Source organism: Aquirufa sp. OSTEICH-129A, from assembly GCF_054558355.1.
Map to the genome: position 1 here is coordinate 382,263 of NZ_JBPXKC010000003.1, position 16,214 is coordinate 398,476.

A 16,214-nucleotide genomic window follows, 5' to 3' on the forward strand; every position below is an offset into this window, starting at 1 on the left:
AAATTTTTCTTACCTTTGTAGAAAGCCTTTTTCATGCAAAGAAAAGAACGATTTCAAGCGTTTGTTGATCATTTTTCCAGCTCTTTTCCAGAGGCCGAAACCGAGTTACACTACCGTAATCCATATGAATTATTAGTGGCCGTAGTGTTGTCGGCACAATGTACAGACAAGCGAATCAATCAAGTTACCCCTGCCCTTTTTAAACGCTTTCCTAGTCCTAAATTTTTAGCTGAATCCAATGTGGATGAAATATTCAGCTACATTCGATCTGTTTCCTATCCCAATAATAAAGCCAAGCATTTATTAGGCTTAGGTCAAAAACTGATGGACAACTTTCAGGGGGAAGTACCTGAATCTTTGGATAATTTACAAACACTTCCAGGAGTGGGCAGAAAAACCGCTAATGTCATTGCCTCGGTAATTTACCATCAACCAGCTATGGCGGTGGATACCCATGTATATCGAGTTTCCAGAAGATTGGGCTTAGTGCCTCAAACCGCCAATACACCTCTAAAAGTTGAACAAATTTTAGTCAAACATTTACCCAATGACGTGATAGCTAGGGCACACCACTGGCTCATCCTACATGGTCGATACATTTGTTTAGCCCGTAAACCTCAATGCTCAAGCTGTCAAATTAGTAGTTTTTGTGCTTTCTTTGAAAAAAATAAGCTCAAAGCATGATCTTCCAATGGCTGCGTGAAAACTTCTGGGAGTTTGGTGGTATCATTTGCTCCCTTTTGGGAGTTTATTTTTCTATTCAACAACATTTGTCGTCTTGGATTTGGAATATATTAGGCTCTTTCCTGTTTGGAATTTTATTCTATCAACATGGATTGTATTCCGACATGGAATTGCAAGGTTTTTTTATTGCGATGGCTGTATATGGATATTATCAATGGAATAAAGAGGAAAAAATTTGGAAGGCAGAGAAAAGCTCCAAGAGCTCCCTCCTATGGGGGGCAGTCTTATCCTTGGCTTATGGGATTTTCGTAGGATTTCTTCATACCCGATTTACCCATTGGGTTTCCTTTGCTTATGTAGATGCTACTTTAACAGGATTAAGTATCTGGGGAACATGGTTAGCCATCCATAAAAAAATAGAAAACTGGATATTATGGATGATTGTAGATATAGTGTATGTCATCATCTATATACAAAAGGGACTTTGGGGAACCAGTTTACTTTATGTGCTGTTTATCTTTCTGGCTATCAAGGGCCTATACCAGTGGAGAAAAAACCTCTAGGTTAAAAATTTAAATTCAATTTTATATAATAATTATCTATTTCGAATAGATAAATTTATATTTGTGCTACCATTATTAGAAACGAAACTAAATCACTGATTAACAAATACTTGCAAGAGCAAAATATTTATTCAACATTCAGATTAAGCATTATTTAGAACATGGGAAACGAAGAAAAGCAAAGGTATTCAGCCGAAGAATTAAAAGAGTTTGAAGACATCATTCTTAAAAAACTAGAAGAAACAAAAGCCGAATTAACTTATTTAAGAGAAACCTTAAGTAAAAAAAATGATCCTGGAACAGATGATACTGCGGGGAATTCCAAAGTAATGGAAGATGGCGCAGATACGGCCGAAAAAGAGAACATGAACCAATTGGCAGTACGTCAGCAAAAATTTGCTAGTAACTTGGAAAAAGCTTTGATGCGAATTAAAAATGGCACTTACGGGGTTTGTGTAGAAAGTGGTAAATTAATTTCTAAAGAAAGGTTACGTTTGGTTCCTCATACGCAGCATTCCATTGAAGCCAAACTTAAACAAAAGTAAATGGGCCTATTCGATAACAATAAGTTAATCGATCTCTTGAGCAATTACCTCAAGACACAATTCGAACTGGTGAAGTTAGACATCCAAGAGCAAATCGAAGAACTATTGACTCGAATTTTCACCTTTTTCTTAACGGCTTTTGCGGTATTGATTACCCTGTTTTTTGCCTTAATGGGTATGGCCAACTTTTTAAACGAATATGTAAAAAGTACTTATTTAGGTTATCTCATTGTGGCGGGGTTCACAGCTATAGTTAGTATAATTTTAGTGAGTAACCTTAAAAAACAAGGTAAAAAAGAAGACGCCGAGGAAATTGACAGCCCATCAACTGAAGACGATATTGAACCATGAGCCGAGAAAAAAGTAAAAAAGAAGTTTTGCTTGCCCAAGCGGAGATCTATGAAAAAGAACTTTCTGAAGAAGTGGGTGAAATAAAACAACAGATTAAAGAAAAGGGAAGCCAAGTATTACTGATTGGTGGCGTATTACTTGGTTCCTATTTGCTGTATTCCCTTTTATCGGGTTCAGAAAAAAAATCAAAAGTAGAAGATAAAGAAGGTGGTTCTTTCATCGGAGGAGCCATCAAATCATATGCCATTGCCTTGGCGCTTTCTCTAGCAAAAGATAAGTTAGTTGAATTTCTTAGCCAATTGGAGGAAAATAATCAACAAGCTCCAACTGAAAAGTAGGAGGAAGTGATCACTTAGGTTTAGATTTGTCAAGTTTAATATTTGTTAGCATTCAGATTTGGTAACATTGGGATTTGGTAGCATTTAGATTTGTCAACTTTTGAAAAGTTGACAAATCTCTAAGACAAATCTCTAAGACAAATCTCTGAATGAAACCACTGATGCAAATCTCTAAGACAAATCCCAAAAAATTCCCTAGCTAATCCTACCCACCGCCATCAATTAATTTCCCATCAAATAAGCTTTGATAAACTCATTGATTTCACCATCCAAGACGGCATCCGTATTGGAGGTTTGATGATTTGTTCGATGATCCTTTACTCTTCGATCATCCAATACATAACTTCGAATCTGGGAACCCCACTCAATTTTTTTCTTTCCAGCCTCTACCTCAGCCCGTGCAGCATTTCGTTTATCTATTTCAATTTGGTATAGTTTCGACTTCAATAAACGCAAGGCTACTTCCTTATTTTGCAATTGTGATCTTTCCTGTTGACAAGCAATTATGATTCCTGAAGGCCTGTGGGTTAAGCGCACTGCTGTTTCTACCTTATTTACATTTTGCCCACCTGCTCCTCCTGATCGGAAGGTATCCCAGTCAATATCTGCTGGATTCACATCAATCTCAATGGAATCATCCGCTAAGGGATAGACGTAAACGGATGCGAAAGAGGTATGTCGACGAGCATTGGAATCAAATGGCGAAATACGTACTAAACGATGAACTCCATTTTCAGAACGTAAATTTCCATATGCAAATTCGCCTTCTATCTCAATCGTCACTGATTTTAAACCAGCAACATCACCATCATTGGAATCTACCAAACGAACTTTAAAGCCATTTTTATCTGCCCACATGGTATACATGCGAAGGAGCATACTTGCCCAATCTTGTGATTCTGTTCCTCCAGCTCCGGCATTGATTTCTAAAACAGCGCTCATTTGATCGCCCTCTTCTGACATCATTTTACGAAACTCGAGAGCCTCTAGTTTTTCTTCTAATTTAGCTCCCTCGATATCTACCTCTGCTTCAGTAGCATCACCAGACTCATAGAATTCCCAAATGGTTTCTAAATCTTCCATAGAAGCATTAAGTTTATCGAAACCCTCTGTCCAAAATTTCAAGCCACGCATCTCGCGCATGGTGCTTTCCGCTTTGTCAGGATTATTCCAAAACTCGGGATCCATGGTCACCGTTTCCAATTCGGAAATCAAATATTTTTTGTGATCGTAGTCAAAGATACCTCCTTAAAGCCTCTATTCTGGCTTTCAGGTCATTGAACCTGTCTTTTGTCATACCTAAATGTGTAATTAAGCTACAAATATACCCGCTTTTGTGCTAAATTGCGGACAAATTCATTTAATTCAAGCAATACAATGGCGCAACAATACGATTTAATCGTGGTAGGATCAGGCCCGGGAGGGTATGTAGCCGCGATACGAGCTTCTCAATTAGGCTTAAAATGTGCAGTCGTGGAAAAAGAATCTCTGGGCGGAATCTGCCTAAATTGGGGTTGTATTCCTACCAAAGCACTTTTAAAATCTGCTCAGGTTTTTGAATACATCAAACATGCTTCTGATTATGGAATTACGGTAAAAGGAGCAGAAGCAGACTTTAATGCTGTTATTCAACGCTCCCGTGGTGTAGCTGATAGCATGAGCAAAGGAGTTCAATTTTTGATGAAGAAAAACAAAATCGATGTGATCATGGGTTTTGGTAAAATCAAACCTGGCAAAAAAGTTGAAGTAACGGATGCGGAAGGTAAATCAACTACCTATGAAGCCAAAAATGTGATGATTGCAACTGGTGCGCGCGCAAGGGCATTACCTAATATTCCTATCGATGGAGAAAAAGTAATCGAATACCGTAAGGCAATGAGCTTAAGTAAAAAACCCGATTCAATGGTGATCATTGGATCAGGTGCCATCGGGGTTGAATTTGCTTATGTATATGCTGCTATGGGAACCAAAGTGACCATTGTGGAATTCCTTCCAAATATTGTACCCGTTGAAGATGAGGATGTGTCCAAAGAGTTGGCTAAACAATACAAAAAAATGGGTATTGATATTTTAACCAATTCTAGTGTTGAAAAAGTAGATACAAAAGGAAAAGGGTGTAAGGTTTCTATCAAAACTCCAACAGGCAATCAAGAAATTGAATGTGATATCGTTTTATCAGCTGCTGGAGTTATTTCAAATCTTGAAAACATCGGTTTAGAAGAGGTTGGTATCATTGTAGATAAAGGCAAAATTCCAGTGAATGCATGGTATGAAACTAATATGCCAGGCTATTTTGCAATTGGTGATGTTACCCCAGGCCCAGCTTTAGCCCACGTAGCATCTGCCGAGGGAATCATTTGTGTAGAAAAAATAGCTGGACATAAAACAGAAGCCTTAGATTATACCAACATTCCTGGATGTACTTATTGTACACCTGAAATTGCCTCTGTAGGTATGACGGAGAAAAAAGCTAAAGAAGCTGGCTACGATATTAAAGTGGGTAAATTCCCATTTGTCGCATCTGGAAAAGCCACCGCAGCTGGTGCTCGCGATGGCTTTGTCAAAGTAATCTATGATGCTAAATACGGAGAATTGCTTGGAGCACACATGATTGGTTATAACGTAACCGAAATGATTGCTGAAGCAGTTGTCGTACGTAAATTAGAGAGTACTGCTTATGAAATCATGAAGTCAGTACACCCTCACCCGACCATTTCTGAAGCATTTAAAGGTGCAACAGAAGCGGCCTATGGTGAAGCAGTTGATTTATAGAAGTCGAACTTTAATCGACTTATACATTACTTTAGATTTGGGATCATGTGCTTGTATAGCGATGGTCCCATTTTTTATTAGTCTTAATTCTTGACCTTTATTTCTCAAAGGACTAGCTGGTTGCGTATAATCCACCACGGTGATTCCATTGAGTTTAGTAACGATACGGTTACCCTTTACAGTAACCACCATATCATACCACTCATTATCTTTCACATACACTTCGGCACAATCTACCACATTGTACAAACTAGCTGACCTTCTCCAATCGGTATGGGAATTGTTAACCTGAATTTCATAGCCTTGTTTTGGCCAATCGCTAGGTAAAAAATCAGTATGCACATATAATCCAGAGTTCGCACCTGGGAATGTCATAATTCGAGCTTGCACCTCGAAATCTTTGAAATTATGGTTATTAAATGGACCATCATAGTATAGGTGAGCACGTTGCCCTTCTACTACTAAATTTCCATCTTCTACACGGAATGACTCCGGTCTTTCGCTGGCTTTCCAACCATCCAAGGTTTTACCATCAAATAATTCTACCCATTTCCCTTTTTGTGAGAATCCTACTGAGCTAGCCAATAAGCCTAGCATAACGGTCAATACAATCTTTTTCATTTTCATAGTTAAATTTTTATACCCCAAGTTTTGTTCAATTTTCTACCTAATAATGCATTGGCCTCGGCATCATTGAATTTTTCCGTTTTTGGATTCCATTCCAATGATTTGTTTAAGGCATAGGCTATATTTCCTATGTTACAAACCGAAGCTGTCCTATGGCCTATTTCCACATCGCAAATTGGCATAGTTCTGTTTCTTATTGCCTGAATAAAGTCTGTATAATGATTTTCACTCTTATACACGTGCTTTTCATTTGGACCAATGATACGGTCTTTCAGTTCAGGCTTAGATGTTTCTAGTTTTTTTCTAGCGCTACGCAATGTTCCCTCCGTACCCACAAATTCTATCCCATTATTCCATTCCCATGGTTGATGAGTCATGGTAATACCATTGGCATAGGTATAGGTTAAATAAGGCTGATCTTTTCCTTGAGGTGCACTAACCTTCACCGGACCTGATTGATCCATATCCAATGCCCATTGAACGATATCAAACATATGAGCACCCCAATCTGTCATACCGCCTCCACCGAACTCCTTGTATTTTCTCCAGTTAGGAAATACATCCTGAGTAATTGGAGGTGCTAATTCCGGATTAAAGGCCACTACCTCATTAGGTCCTAACCATTTTTCAAAATCCAAACCCTCTGGTACAGACTGTGCGGCCAAATGATAAGCTTCAGGCGGTGGGCCAACATTGACTTTAATGGACTTAATCTCACCAATATATCCATTACGAATTAATTCAACTGCTTGACGAAACTCGGGCCAAGAACGTTGCATACTTCCTGTTTGAAATACTCGCTTATGTTTACGAGCAGCATTCACCATAGCTCTACCTTCTTTAACAGTCAGAGATAATGGTTTCTCACAATAAATATCCTTACCTGCCTCTGCTGCTCTAACGGCCATGGCTGCATGCCAATGGTCCGGAGTAGCAATGACTACGGCATCCACATTTTTAGAAGCCAATAATTCTCGATAATCTTGGAAAACAGGAATGGGCGAATAGGCTCCCCAAGAAGGATTTTTGGTATAGTTTTCCTTAACACGGTCTAAGAATAAATTGGCCTTAGCTTGATAAACTTCGCTGATAGCACTGATTCTTACCTGACCAGTCGACAAAAAAGAGCCTGACAATCCTCTGCCTTGTTTACCTGTTCCAATAAATCCTAAATTAAGTACATCACTAGGGGCAAGGTAAGAACTTCCATCCGGACGCTTCCCTCCTAACACATGCCTGGGAACAATCATGATTGAACCAAAGGCTAAACTGGCTTTCGAAAGAAAATCCCTCCGATTTAAGCCATCGTTATGCTTATTTTTCATTTGCAAATAGGTTAATTAATTGGCATAAATGTAAACGAATTTCACCAAATAAAAAACCTTATCTGTCTGCCGATAAATTGATTAAGAATTTGACCTAGATGATTCTTAAAAAAATAATTCCAATCAAATAAAATTGGCCACATCCTCACCCAAAACCTGGTGATAACTGAAAAAATAAAATTTCTCTACAAAAATATTTTTGAAAAAATGGAAACCTAAGGTCAGGGAAAATCAAGTATGAAATTCAAATTATTCAAGTAATGGCTCCGTGTTTACTTTGATTTCCTTTCCAGATTTTTCATCATGTAATCGGCGATGAGTTTTTCTGATGTATTTGAACTTTGAGACAAAGCTTTCGCAATTTGCCCCCGTTCTTTTTCTGATCTGTTCTGACTTATCTTTTTCTTCGCTTGAATGTTGGAAACAATTATTTCAAAAGCCACTACCCCTTGAATCATGTTGGATTTATAACTATCCGACAGCGTATTCCATTGTTTTCTATAAGCACTATCAAAGTATTCAATACTAGATTCCAAGAATTCCAAGGTTTCCTCGGGCTTTACAACTATTCTTGCACGACCATAAAGATGCACAGAAATATAATTCCAAGTAGGTACATTTTGTTCTTTCTCATAATGACTAGGAGAAATATAGGCGTGTGGCTCTTGGAAAATGATTAAGTTATCTTGCTCTTCCACATACTTCCATTGTTCATTCGCTTTCGCAAAGTGCGCTTGTAAAATGATTTGATTTTCTCTCTGAAAAGACACAAAGGGCAAATGAGTGGCTATGGGTTTTCCATCCTCAAAGGAAACAATGGTTCCGAAACTGAACCTTTGAATAAAGTCCATAATTTCGGTTAAATCTGTCAATTGATTGACCAAAGGAATATACATCGTTCTGCGGATTTACTTGAACAAATGTATTCAAATCTGCTGGAGATGACTTGATCCTAAAATAAAAAAGACAAATCTACATTAGATTTGTCTTAGAGCAGAGGGGAAGGGATTCGAACCCTCGATAAGCTTGAGGCCTATACACACTTTCCAGGCGTGCTCCTTCAACCACTCGGACACCCCTCTGTTTGGGAGGGCAAAACTAATCAATTCTTTTGAAGAATGGAAACAGCATGTTACATCCTTCCTGCATTAAACCAAATTCTTTTATCCAATGGGACCAGACCTTGGTAGATTTTTTTCCTAAAAATCATTTTAAATCTGGTATTGGGAACTATGACCAACCGAATTCATCAGGGAATAATTATTGCTTTACATCCAAAATTCCCGCTTTTTTTGATATTCGAATTAAAAATCCTTTGTCGAATAAGGTCTAATGTGTAATTTTGCTTAAAATCTATATATTATATAGAGTATATAAGATTAAAACCATGCCATTATGCAAAGCTTCCGCTCAGAAATAGAAAATCCTATAGTAGAAAAAGACATCATCGATCTTGCCAAGAAAATTGCTCAATTTAGAGCGGGTGAGATTCATGAGGAGAAATTCAGAAGCCTTCGTTTGGCTCGTGGAGTATATGGCCAGAGGCAGCAAGGAGTTCAAATGGTTCGTATTAAACTTCCTTATGGTAAAATTAAATTTAACCAATGGAGACGAATAGCAGCCATATCTGATGAGTATTCTACGGGAAATTTGCATTTAACTACACGTCAAGATATACAAATTCACTTTGTTTCCTTAGACCGTACACCTGAGCTATGGGCAAAATTAGAGCAAGATGATATCACGCTCAGAGAAGCTTGTGGCAATACGGTAAGAAATATTACCGCCTCTCCTACTTCAGGAATAGATCCATTGGAGTTATTTGATGTTAGCGCACATGCTGATACTGCATTTCGCTATTTATTGAGAAATCCGATTTGTCAAGAAATGGGAAGAAAGGTAAAAATTTCTTTCTCCAACACCGATGAGGATACCTCTTTAGCTTATTTGCACGACATGGGCTTTATCCCTAAAATGAAGGATGGGATCAAAGGATTTAAGGTGGTAGTAGGCGGAGGTTTAGGGGCCCAACCAATGTTGGCTTATACCGCTTATGAATTTTTAGCTGAGAATAAAATTATTCCATTCATGGAAGCGGTTTTACGTGTTTTTGACCGTCATGGCGAAAGAAATTCTCGTCATAAGGCACGTATGAAGTTTTTAATTCAAAAAATTGGATTCGAAGCTTTCATGGATTTAGTAAATGCTGAAACAAAAGCATTAAAAAATCAAGTAGTTGAAATTCCCGCGGATGGAGTTTGGGAGGTTTCTATTCCATCTAAATTAGCCGATGTAGCATCCGATGGTTCAGAAGCATACCAAACATGGTTAAGTTCCAATACCTTTGAACAAAAGCAAAAAGGTTATTTCGGAGTCTATGTACGTATATTAAACGGTAATATATCCAGTGATACTTCTCGTAGCCTCATGGAAGCCTTGGAAGGATACATTGGAGATGATGTGCGTATCACGATTAACCAAGGCCTTCTATTTAAATTTGTTCCTCAACAAAACTTGGCATATGTATACCAAGTGCTTAAAGAACATAATTTAGCTTCACCAGGAGCTAATTCTGTGGCCAATATCACTGCTTGCCCTGGTACAGATACTTGTAATTTAGCTATTTCAGATTCAACCAACATTACGTCCAAATTAGAGGAGGTGATTTCACAAGATTTCCCTGAGTTAATACATGACAGCCAAATGAAAATTAAAATTTCTGGTTGTATGAATGCTTGTGGGCAACATAGCATGGCAAGTATTGGTTTTCATGGTTCGTCCTTAAAGGCACCAGACAAACGTGTACTTCCTGCCTTACAAGTGTTATTGGGAGGAGCCACCTTAGGAAATGGAGAAGGAAAAATTGCCGACAAAGTCATTAAAGTTCCTTCCAAAAGAGGTCCAGAGGTGTTGCGTGTAGTATTAAATAATTATGAAGAGAATGCTTTGGAGGGGGAATATTTTCATCAATATTACGACCGTCAAGGGGAAAAATATTTTTATAGCCTTTTAAAACCGATCGCTGATTTACAATCATTGGTAGACGATGATTTCATTGACTGGGGGGCAGCAGAGGCATTTCATACGGAAATTGGTGTGGGTGAATGTGCTAGTGTTATTATAGATTTAGTAGCAACCTTGCTTTTTGAATCAGAAGAAAAATATGATTGGTGCAAAAGTGCACTTGAAGACAAGCGCTGGGCAGATGCCATTTACCATGCCTATAGTGTATTTGTTTCGGCCGCCAAGGCTTTACTATTAGATAAGAGTGTACAAGTTTCCACTCAGCATGCCGTTATTACCAAGTTCGACGAGCAGTATGTGCAGACTGGAGATTTTGCTTTAGAAGCAGAAAGCTTTTCGGCAATGGTACTTCAAATCAACCAACATGAGCCAAGTGAGGCATTTGCTAAAGCCTATGCTAAGCAAGCTTTGAGCTTTTTGGAAACTGCCAGTTTATTCCGCCAATCTATTGCTAGTAAATAAGATGATCCAACAATTAAGTCGATTTAAATCATTAGAACCTCAACCGAAACTTAGTGTGGTTGGTGCTGGACCTGGTGACCCTGAATTGATCACTTTAAAGGCCATTAAGGCTTTACAAAGTGCTCAAGCTGTTTTATTTGACGCCTTGGTAGATGTAAGTTTACTAGAACATTGTTCTGAACAATGTGAAAAAATATTTGTTGGAAAAAAAGCAGGAGAAAGTCATTCACAAGAGGCAATCAATGAGCTTATTGTAAAAAAAGCCTATGAATTGGGTCATGTTGTTCGATTAAAAGGAGGGGATCCATTTGTTTTTGGAAGAGGCCAAGAAGAAATTGAATATGCAAAGCAATTCGGCTTATTGACCGCCTATATCCCTGGCATAAGTTCATCATATGCAGCAGCAGGTGCAGCGGAAATCCCTTTAACTATCCGAGGGGTTAATGAAAGTTTTTGGGTAATGACTGGTACTAAATCGGATGGTAGCTTGAGTAATGATTTACAACTTGGCTTACAATCCACAGCTACCATCATCATTTTGATGGGTATGCATCGTTTAGCCGAGATCTCCAAGATTTGTCAGGAGGCTGGTAAAGCTCATATTTCGGCTGCTATAGTTCAAAATGGAACCATGGCACAGCAAAAAGTAGGATTAGGTATCGCCGGAGAACTTGAAAATTTGGCTAAAATTGAAGACCTTCGCAATCCCGCAGTTATTATCATCGGCGAAGTGGTTCGTCATGCCAAAAAGGATATCTGGGAAAAAGTATCTCACCTAATTAATAAAAATGAGCAATAGAATTTCAATATCAAGTGGCTCTCCATTTGAAGATGTATTTGGTTACTGCAGAGCAGTAAAAACAGGAAATTTACTTGAAATATCGGGCACTGTGGCTCTGGTAGATGGAGATAAAGTAAAAGAAGATGATTTATACGCCCAAACGTACAACATCATTGAGCGTATTGCAGTGGTGCTCGAAGAAGCTGGTTCTTCCTTGAATGACGTAGTTAGAACTCGAATATTCACTACGGACATTTCTAAAAACTTAGACATTGCTAAGGCGCATGCTCACTTCTTTGGAGCAATTAAACCTACCACGGGTATTTATGAAATTTCAGCGCTGATTGCACCTCAGTACAAGGTGGAGATAGAATTCACGGCTTGGGTCAAAGAATAAGTTATCAGTTTTTTGATACAATAAATTTTAATTCAGCCGTTAGACAAACGCTGTCAAGGTTTGGAACCTTGCCAGCGTTATAAAAATCTACTTACATCAAGTGGCTTTCTGCCTCTTTTTTCAACAAATCTTTGTCGATAGGTACTACACCTAATGATTCACAAACTAAGCCTCCTCCTAAATTGGCTAAGGAAGCAATATGTCGGGCAGGTAAACCCAAGGCTAGGGCGCAAGCAGCAATGGATATTACCGTATCTCCTGCTCCTGAAACATCTGCAATTTGCCTAATATGAGCAGGAATTCGAACTTGTTCATTTCCAAGATCCATCAATACACCCTTTTCAGACAAGGTTACAAATACTCCATCAAATCCTTGACTTTCCTTAAATTGATGAACTGTCTCCAATAATTTTTGACCTTCAAGGTCTTCAGGAAATAAACCTAATCCATCTCTAAGTTCATGTAAATTAGGTTTAAATAAGGTAGCTCCGCGATAATTAAAAAAGTTTCGCTTTTTAGGGTCTACCACCGTAGGAATCCCTTGCTTTCTAGCTAGAGTAATTACCTCTTGGATCAGTGGTTCGTTTAGTACCCCTTTGTCATAATCCTCAAAAATAATAACATCGACCTCCTTAATACAGGCCTTTACTTTTTCCAATAAGGCACGAGAACTTTCCTGATTCACTGTTTTGTCCGTTTCAGAATCAACACGCAGCAATTGCTGAGAACCCGCAATAACCCTTTCTTTTATGGAGGTAATTCTTCCTTTTTCCTCTACAATTCCATGTAAGGATATCCCCTCTTTCTCCAACAATCCTTTTAACTGGGTTCCAGCCTCATCATCCCCTACCACAGAAACGACCCATGGCTTGGCTCCTAAACTAGCTATATTCATAACTACATTACCTGCACCTCCCAACCTAGCTTCTTTTTTGATAACTTGAACCACAGGAACGGGTGCTTCAGGAGAAATCCGACTCACCTTTCCCCAAGTATAGGCATCAATCATTAAATCACCAATGACCAAGACCTGTAATTCATCAAAATCCTTAAATATTTCGTTCACTGTTTTCATAACTAACCCCCAATACTCGTCATTGACTCGTTAATAATTCCTTTTCTATTTTTTTCTGCTTCAAAACCGTCTTTGGGTCTACTACCAAATAAGGATATAAAGGTCTGTTTTATCTCTTCATCGCTTACGCCCTTCCGAATAAAAGATTTCAAATCAAAAACCCCATCATCGTATAAACATGTTTTTACCTCCCCCAAAGCGGTTAATCGAATTCGATTGCATGTTCCACAAAATGTCCGACTAAAAGCTGCAATCACCCCTACATCTCCAAGATATCCTGGGATTTGGTATCGCATTGCTGTCTCTCCATAACTTACATTCATGGGATGTAAATTCCCGAAATGATCTTTCAGATGGTCAACTATTTTAATGAAATCCCATTTCAAAATAGCAGGCCCTTTACCTGAGCCGTTAAATGGCATTTCTTCTATAAATCGTACCGAAATAGGATATTGCTCAGTTAATTGGGCTAAGGCTAAAATATCTTGCTCATTCTTTCCATCCATCACCACCGCATTAATTTTAACCTGAAAATTTGCCTCAATCAATCCTAATAAGGCTGAATAAACGACATCGAAATCATCTCGACGAGTAATTTGGCGAAAGCGTTCCTTGTCCAATGAATCCAGACTCAAATTGACAGACTTAACGCCATATTCCATCAGCTGTGGGATATGCTTTTCTAATAAAACGCCATTACTTGTCAAACAAATCTCTAAACCATCTAAGCGACTAAGATCTTGGAGAAATTCCATGATGCCATGACGAAGCAATGGCTCCCCTCCCGTAATTCTAACTTTTTTTAAACCGAGTGCATACAATTGCTGCACAATCCGCAACATTTCTTCCCACGTTAGCAATTGCTTTTCAGGCAAATAGTGAATTCCCTCCGCCGGCATACAATAAAAACACCTTAAGTTACAGCGATCTGTAACTGCCAAACGCAAATATGTCATTTCTCTACCATGATTATCATAGAGAATAGGGCGAGAGGCTGGTAAGCTTTGAGAAATATCCAATATATTTGTATTATATACAAAGGTACAAAATCGCCCTCAAACGAATGCCAAACTATCGAATTCTACTTTTTGGATTAACCCGAGATTTACTTCAAAATAGGGAAATTGTATTGAGTTCGGAGGAAAATTTAACAGCAGCCCAACTTTTACAGGAGGTAAAATCTAAATATCCCGCATTATCTAATCTTCCCTCCCTTAGAATTGCGGCAGAACATCGTTTTCCAGAAGATGATTTTATGGTACAAGAAGGCATGGAAATTGCCCTAATTCCACCGGTAAGTGGCGGTTAAACAACAAAGAACTGTATATTTGTATAATAAACTCGTGTAACCCGATGGGCTTAACCCCCTTATTTATTGGCCTTCTCCTATTTCCTTGGATTTCGGCCATGCTCATCGCACTTTGTTTTCGAATTCCCAAAGGTATCTTAAGTAAACTTTCTAGCTTTTTTTCATTCCTACAATTAGTGGGCTTGGCTTATTTTATTTATCAAGTCAATTCCCAAGAAATAGCCATTCATATACAATGGTTTATGCTAGGAGAAACTGCATTTAGGGCTAGTTTTATAGCTTCCTCTTCCGCACAAATCATAAGCCTATTGGTAGCAATTGTTGCATTTTTTGTGCAAATTTTCTCCAGTTCATACCTTCATGATGAACCAAAATTAGCTACATACTATTTGTATTTAAATCTGTTTGCAGCGGCCATGTATGCTTTACTTTTTGCCGATCAAATTTGGATTTTCTATGCTTCTTGGGAATTGGTGGGTGCCTGTTCATACCTTTTAATAAGCTTTTGGCATCAAAAAGAAATAGCCATTAAAGCCGCCAAAAAAGCATTTTTATTAAACCGCTTGGGCGATATTGGCCTCCTTATTGGCCTAATTGGACTATCAGTTCATTTTAATACCATGGAATTTTCTTCGATGCAGATTGGTTCATTCGGGCCAGCTCCACTTGCCCTGGGTATCGCTTTATTAGCTGGAGCCATAGGAAAATCTGCTCAATTCCCTCTGATGTCTTGGCTTCCCGATGCTATGGAAGGACCAACTCCCGCCTCCGCGCTCATCCATGCCGCTACTATGGTGGCAGCTGGAGTCTATTTAGGAATTAAAATTTTTCCAATTACAGGTGAAGACACACATTTATTTATGGCTTTAATCGGTGCCATATCCTTAGTCTCTGGGGCTATTTTTGCCTTATTTCAAAATGATATCAAAAAGGCCTTGGCCTATTCGACCATATCTCAATTGGGCCTCATGTGGATGGGCATGGGATCTGATGCCTCCCTATTGCATTTAGTCGTACACGGTATTTTTAAAGCCGGGTTATTTCTTTCAGCTGGCTCAGTCATTCACTACCTTCACCATCAACAGGATAGTCAACACCTCGATGCCCAAAGTTTAGATCAAATGGGTGGGCTCAGGAAGGTTCTACCCTGGACCGCCATCAGCTATGGAATTTTTGCCGCAGGTTTAATGGGTCTACCGTTTACAAATGGATTTTTCAGTAAAGAAAACCTGGCAGGCCTTCTCTGGGAGAATACCCAAAATAGTCCTTACTTCCCCATTTACTGGACATTATTAGCGTGTTTGGGGCTAGGTATGCTATTGAGTAATTGGTATATAAGTCGACAATTCTACCTTATTTTTATGGGGAAAAATAGACAAAATTTAACCTTAGAAAAAGTAGGTTCTTGGGATGTATCTCAAAATATCCCCATCCTTTTACTAGCCTTTTTCAGTTTATTTTTCTGGACAAGCACTCAAATTTTTCATATCCATGACTCCATCCTTTTGGATAGGTTTCGAATTAAACAATGGGAAGTGCCCACTTTTTGGTTAGTGGTAACTGCTTTCAGTTGGATAGTCGGCATCAGTTTAACTTGGATTAGTCGAAATTGGGTTCCCCAAAATAATTACCGTTTTTGGCCTTCATTTTGGCCATCTATTTTTCAATTTATCACATGGAAAGCACGCTGGACTCAAATTCTTGATCATGTACTACTTGATCGTTTCTTGATATGGCTAGCCCAACTGCAGGTAGTTTCAGGGCATATAGTGGCCTGGTTAGATCATTCTTTGGTTGATGGTTTGCTTGTTGGAGCTAGTACAAAAATCAGTCGAATTTCAGGTCATTTTTTAAGTAGATGGCAATCAGGAAAAGTTCAACAATATTGGATATTGGTATTTTTAACATTTGGTCTATTTTTACTTTACGTTTGCTTGTAGATAGTCCTCTTAAAATGAAAT

Annotated in this window: 17 protein-coding genes and 1 tRNA gene; 11 read left to right on the forward strand and 7 right to left on the reverse strand. The window is 38.6% G+C overall.

What is annotated here, in order from left to right:
- Positions 1–33: 33 nt before the first annotated feature.
- The 5 genes from nth to SKC36_RS08105 all read left to right on the forward strand — a co-directional run bounded on the left by nth (position 34) and on the right by SKC36_RS08105 (position 2,481).
- A complete protein-coding gene (gene nth / locus SKC36_RS08085) occupies positions 34–684 on the forward strand; it encodes an endonuclease III (protein WP_459453312.1) in 651 nt (216 codons plus the stop codon).
- The gene (pnuC, locus tag SKC36_RS08090) at positions 681–1,247 is read left to right on the forward strand and encodes a nicotinamide riboside transporter PnuC (RefSeq protein WP_459453311.1); all 567 of its coding nucleotides are present in this window, start codon (positions 681–683) and stop codon (positions 1,245–1,247) included. Before nth ends, pnuC begins: the two co-directional genes overlap by 4 nt.
- 161 nt (positions 1,248–1,408) lie before the next feature.
- Entirely contained in the window at positions 1,409–1,792 is a 384-nt protein-coding gene (locus tag SKC36_RS08095) for a TraR/DksA family transcriptional regulator (protein WP_459453310.1), read from the forward strand.
- The gene (locus SKC36_RS08100; RefSeq protein ID WP_459453309.1) at positions 1,793–2,143 is read left to right on the forward strand and encodes a phage holin family protein; all 351 of its coding nucleotides are present in this window, start codon (positions 1,793–1,795) and stop codon (positions 2,141–2,143) included.
- Positions 2,140–2,481, forward strand: coding sequence for a hypothetical protein (locus SKC36_RS08105; protein WP_459453308.1), 342 nt, complete (start codon positions 2,140–2,142; stop codon positions 2,479–2,481). The genes SKC36_RS08100 and SKC36_RS08105 overlap by 4 nt, the downstream gene beginning before the upstream one ends.
- 222 nt (positions 2,482–2,703) lie before the next feature.
- Here the strand turns inward: SKC36_RS08105 and prfB are convergent.
- A protein-coding gene (prfB, locus tag SKC36_RS08110) for a peptide chain release factor 2 (protein WP_459453307.1) occupies positions 2,704–3,778 on the reverse strand; the annotation gives its coding sequence in 2 pieces (ribosomal slippage) (positions 2,704–3,726 and positions 3,728–3,778; 1,074 coding nt in all).
- A gap of 80 nt (positions 3,779–3,858) precedes the next feature.
- Between prfB and lpdA the strand changes: the two genes are divergently transcribed.
- Positions 3,859–5,253, forward strand: coding sequence for a dihydrolipoyl dehydrogenase (gene lpdA, locus SKC36_RS08115; RefSeq protein WP_459453306.1), 1,395 nt, complete (start codon positions 3,859–3,861; stop codon positions 5,251–5,253).
- On the opposite strand, the gene SKC36_RS08120 is transcribed toward lpdA, so the two are convergent.
- From SKC36_RS08120 to SKC36_RS08135, 4 genes are all read right to left on the reverse strand, one after another.
- Positions 5,248–5,874 (reverse strand): 3-keto-disaccharide hydrolase, encoded by a 627-nt coding sequence (locus SKC36_RS08120; RefSeq protein ID WP_459453305.1) that lies wholly within the window; start codon positions 5,872–5,874, stop codon positions 5,248–5,250. The genes lpdA and SKC36_RS08120 overlap by 6 nt on opposite strands.
- A gap of 8 nt (positions 5,875–5,882) precedes the next feature.
- Positions 5,883–7,205, reverse strand: coding sequence for a Gfo/Idh/MocA family protein (locus SKC36_RS08125; protein ID WP_459465570.1), 1,323 nt, complete (start codon positions 7,203–7,205; stop codon positions 5,883–5,885).
- A gap of 272 nt (positions 7,206–7,477) precedes the next feature.
- Positions 7,478–8,101, reverse strand: a complete 624-nt coding sequence (locus SKC36_RS08130; RefSeq protein WP_459465571.1) for an FMN-binding negative transcriptional regulator — start codon at positions 8,099–8,101, stop codon at positions 7,478–7,480.
- 98 nt (positions 8,102–8,199) lie between these two features.
- Positions 8,200–8,287: transfer RNA gene (locus SKC36_RS08135), tRNA-Ser, on the reverse strand.
- Between the two features lie 313 nt (positions 8,288–8,600).
- Here SKC36_RS08135 and SKC36_RS08140 point away from each other — a divergent pair.
- The 3 genes from SKC36_RS08140 to SKC36_RS08150 are packed head-to-tail and all read left to right on the forward strand — an operon-like array spanning position 8,601 to position 11,869.
- Positions 8,601–10,691, forward strand: a complete 2,091-nt coding sequence (locus SKC36_RS08140) for a nitrite reductase (RefSeq protein WP_459465572.1) — start codon at positions 8,601–8,603, stop codon at positions 10,689–10,691.
- A 1-nt stretch (position 10,692) separates the two neighbouring features.
- Positions 10,693–11,490 carry a uroporphyrinogen-III C-methyltransferase gene (cobA, locus tag SKC36_RS08145; RefSeq protein WP_459453301.1) on the forward strand — a complete coding sequence of 266 codons (798 nt, stop codon included), beginning with the start codon at positions 10,693–10,695 and terminating at the stop codon, positions 11,488–11,490.
- Positions 11,480–11,869 carry a RidA family protein gene (locus SKC36_RS08150; protein ID WP_459453300.1) on the forward strand — a complete coding sequence of 130 codons (390 nt, stop codon included), beginning with the start codon at positions 11,480–11,482 and terminating at the stop codon, positions 11,867–11,869. The genes cobA and SKC36_RS08150 overlap by 11 nt, the downstream gene beginning before the upstream one ends.
- Before the next feature lie 91 nt (positions 11,870–11,960).
- Here SKC36_RS08150 and SKC36_RS08155 read toward each other — a convergent pair whose 3' ends face one another.
- Together SKC36_RS08155 and moaA are read right to left on the reverse strand one after the other, a co-directional pair.
- Positions 11,961–12,944, reverse strand: coding sequence for a bifunctional heptose 7-phosphate kinase/heptose 1-phosphate adenyltransferase (locus tag SKC36_RS08155; protein ID WP_459453299.1), 984 nt, complete (start codon positions 12,942–12,944; stop codon positions 11,961–11,963).
- A gap of 2 nt (positions 12,945–12,946) precedes the next feature.
- A complete protein-coding gene (gene moaA / locus SKC36_RS08160) occupies positions 12,947–13,927 on the reverse strand; it encodes a GTP 3',8-cyclase MoaA (RefSeq protein ID WP_459465604.1) in 981 nt (326 codons plus the stop codon).
- 80 nt (positions 13,928–14,007) lie between these two features.
- Between moaA and SKC36_RS08165 the strand changes: the two genes are divergently transcribed.
- On the forward strand, positions 14,008–14,253 hold the full coding sequence (locus SKC36_RS08165) for a MoaD/ThiS family protein (RefSeq protein WP_459453298.1): 246 nt from the start codon (positions 14,008–14,010) through the stop codon (positions 14,251–14,253).
- 44 nt (positions 14,254–14,297) lie between these two features.
- Entirely contained in the window at positions 14,298–16,193 is a 1,896-nt protein-coding gene (locus SKC36_RS08170; protein ID WP_459453297.1) for an NADH-quinone oxidoreductase subunit 5 family protein, read from the forward strand.
- Positions 16,194–16,214: the final 21 nt, after the last annotated feature.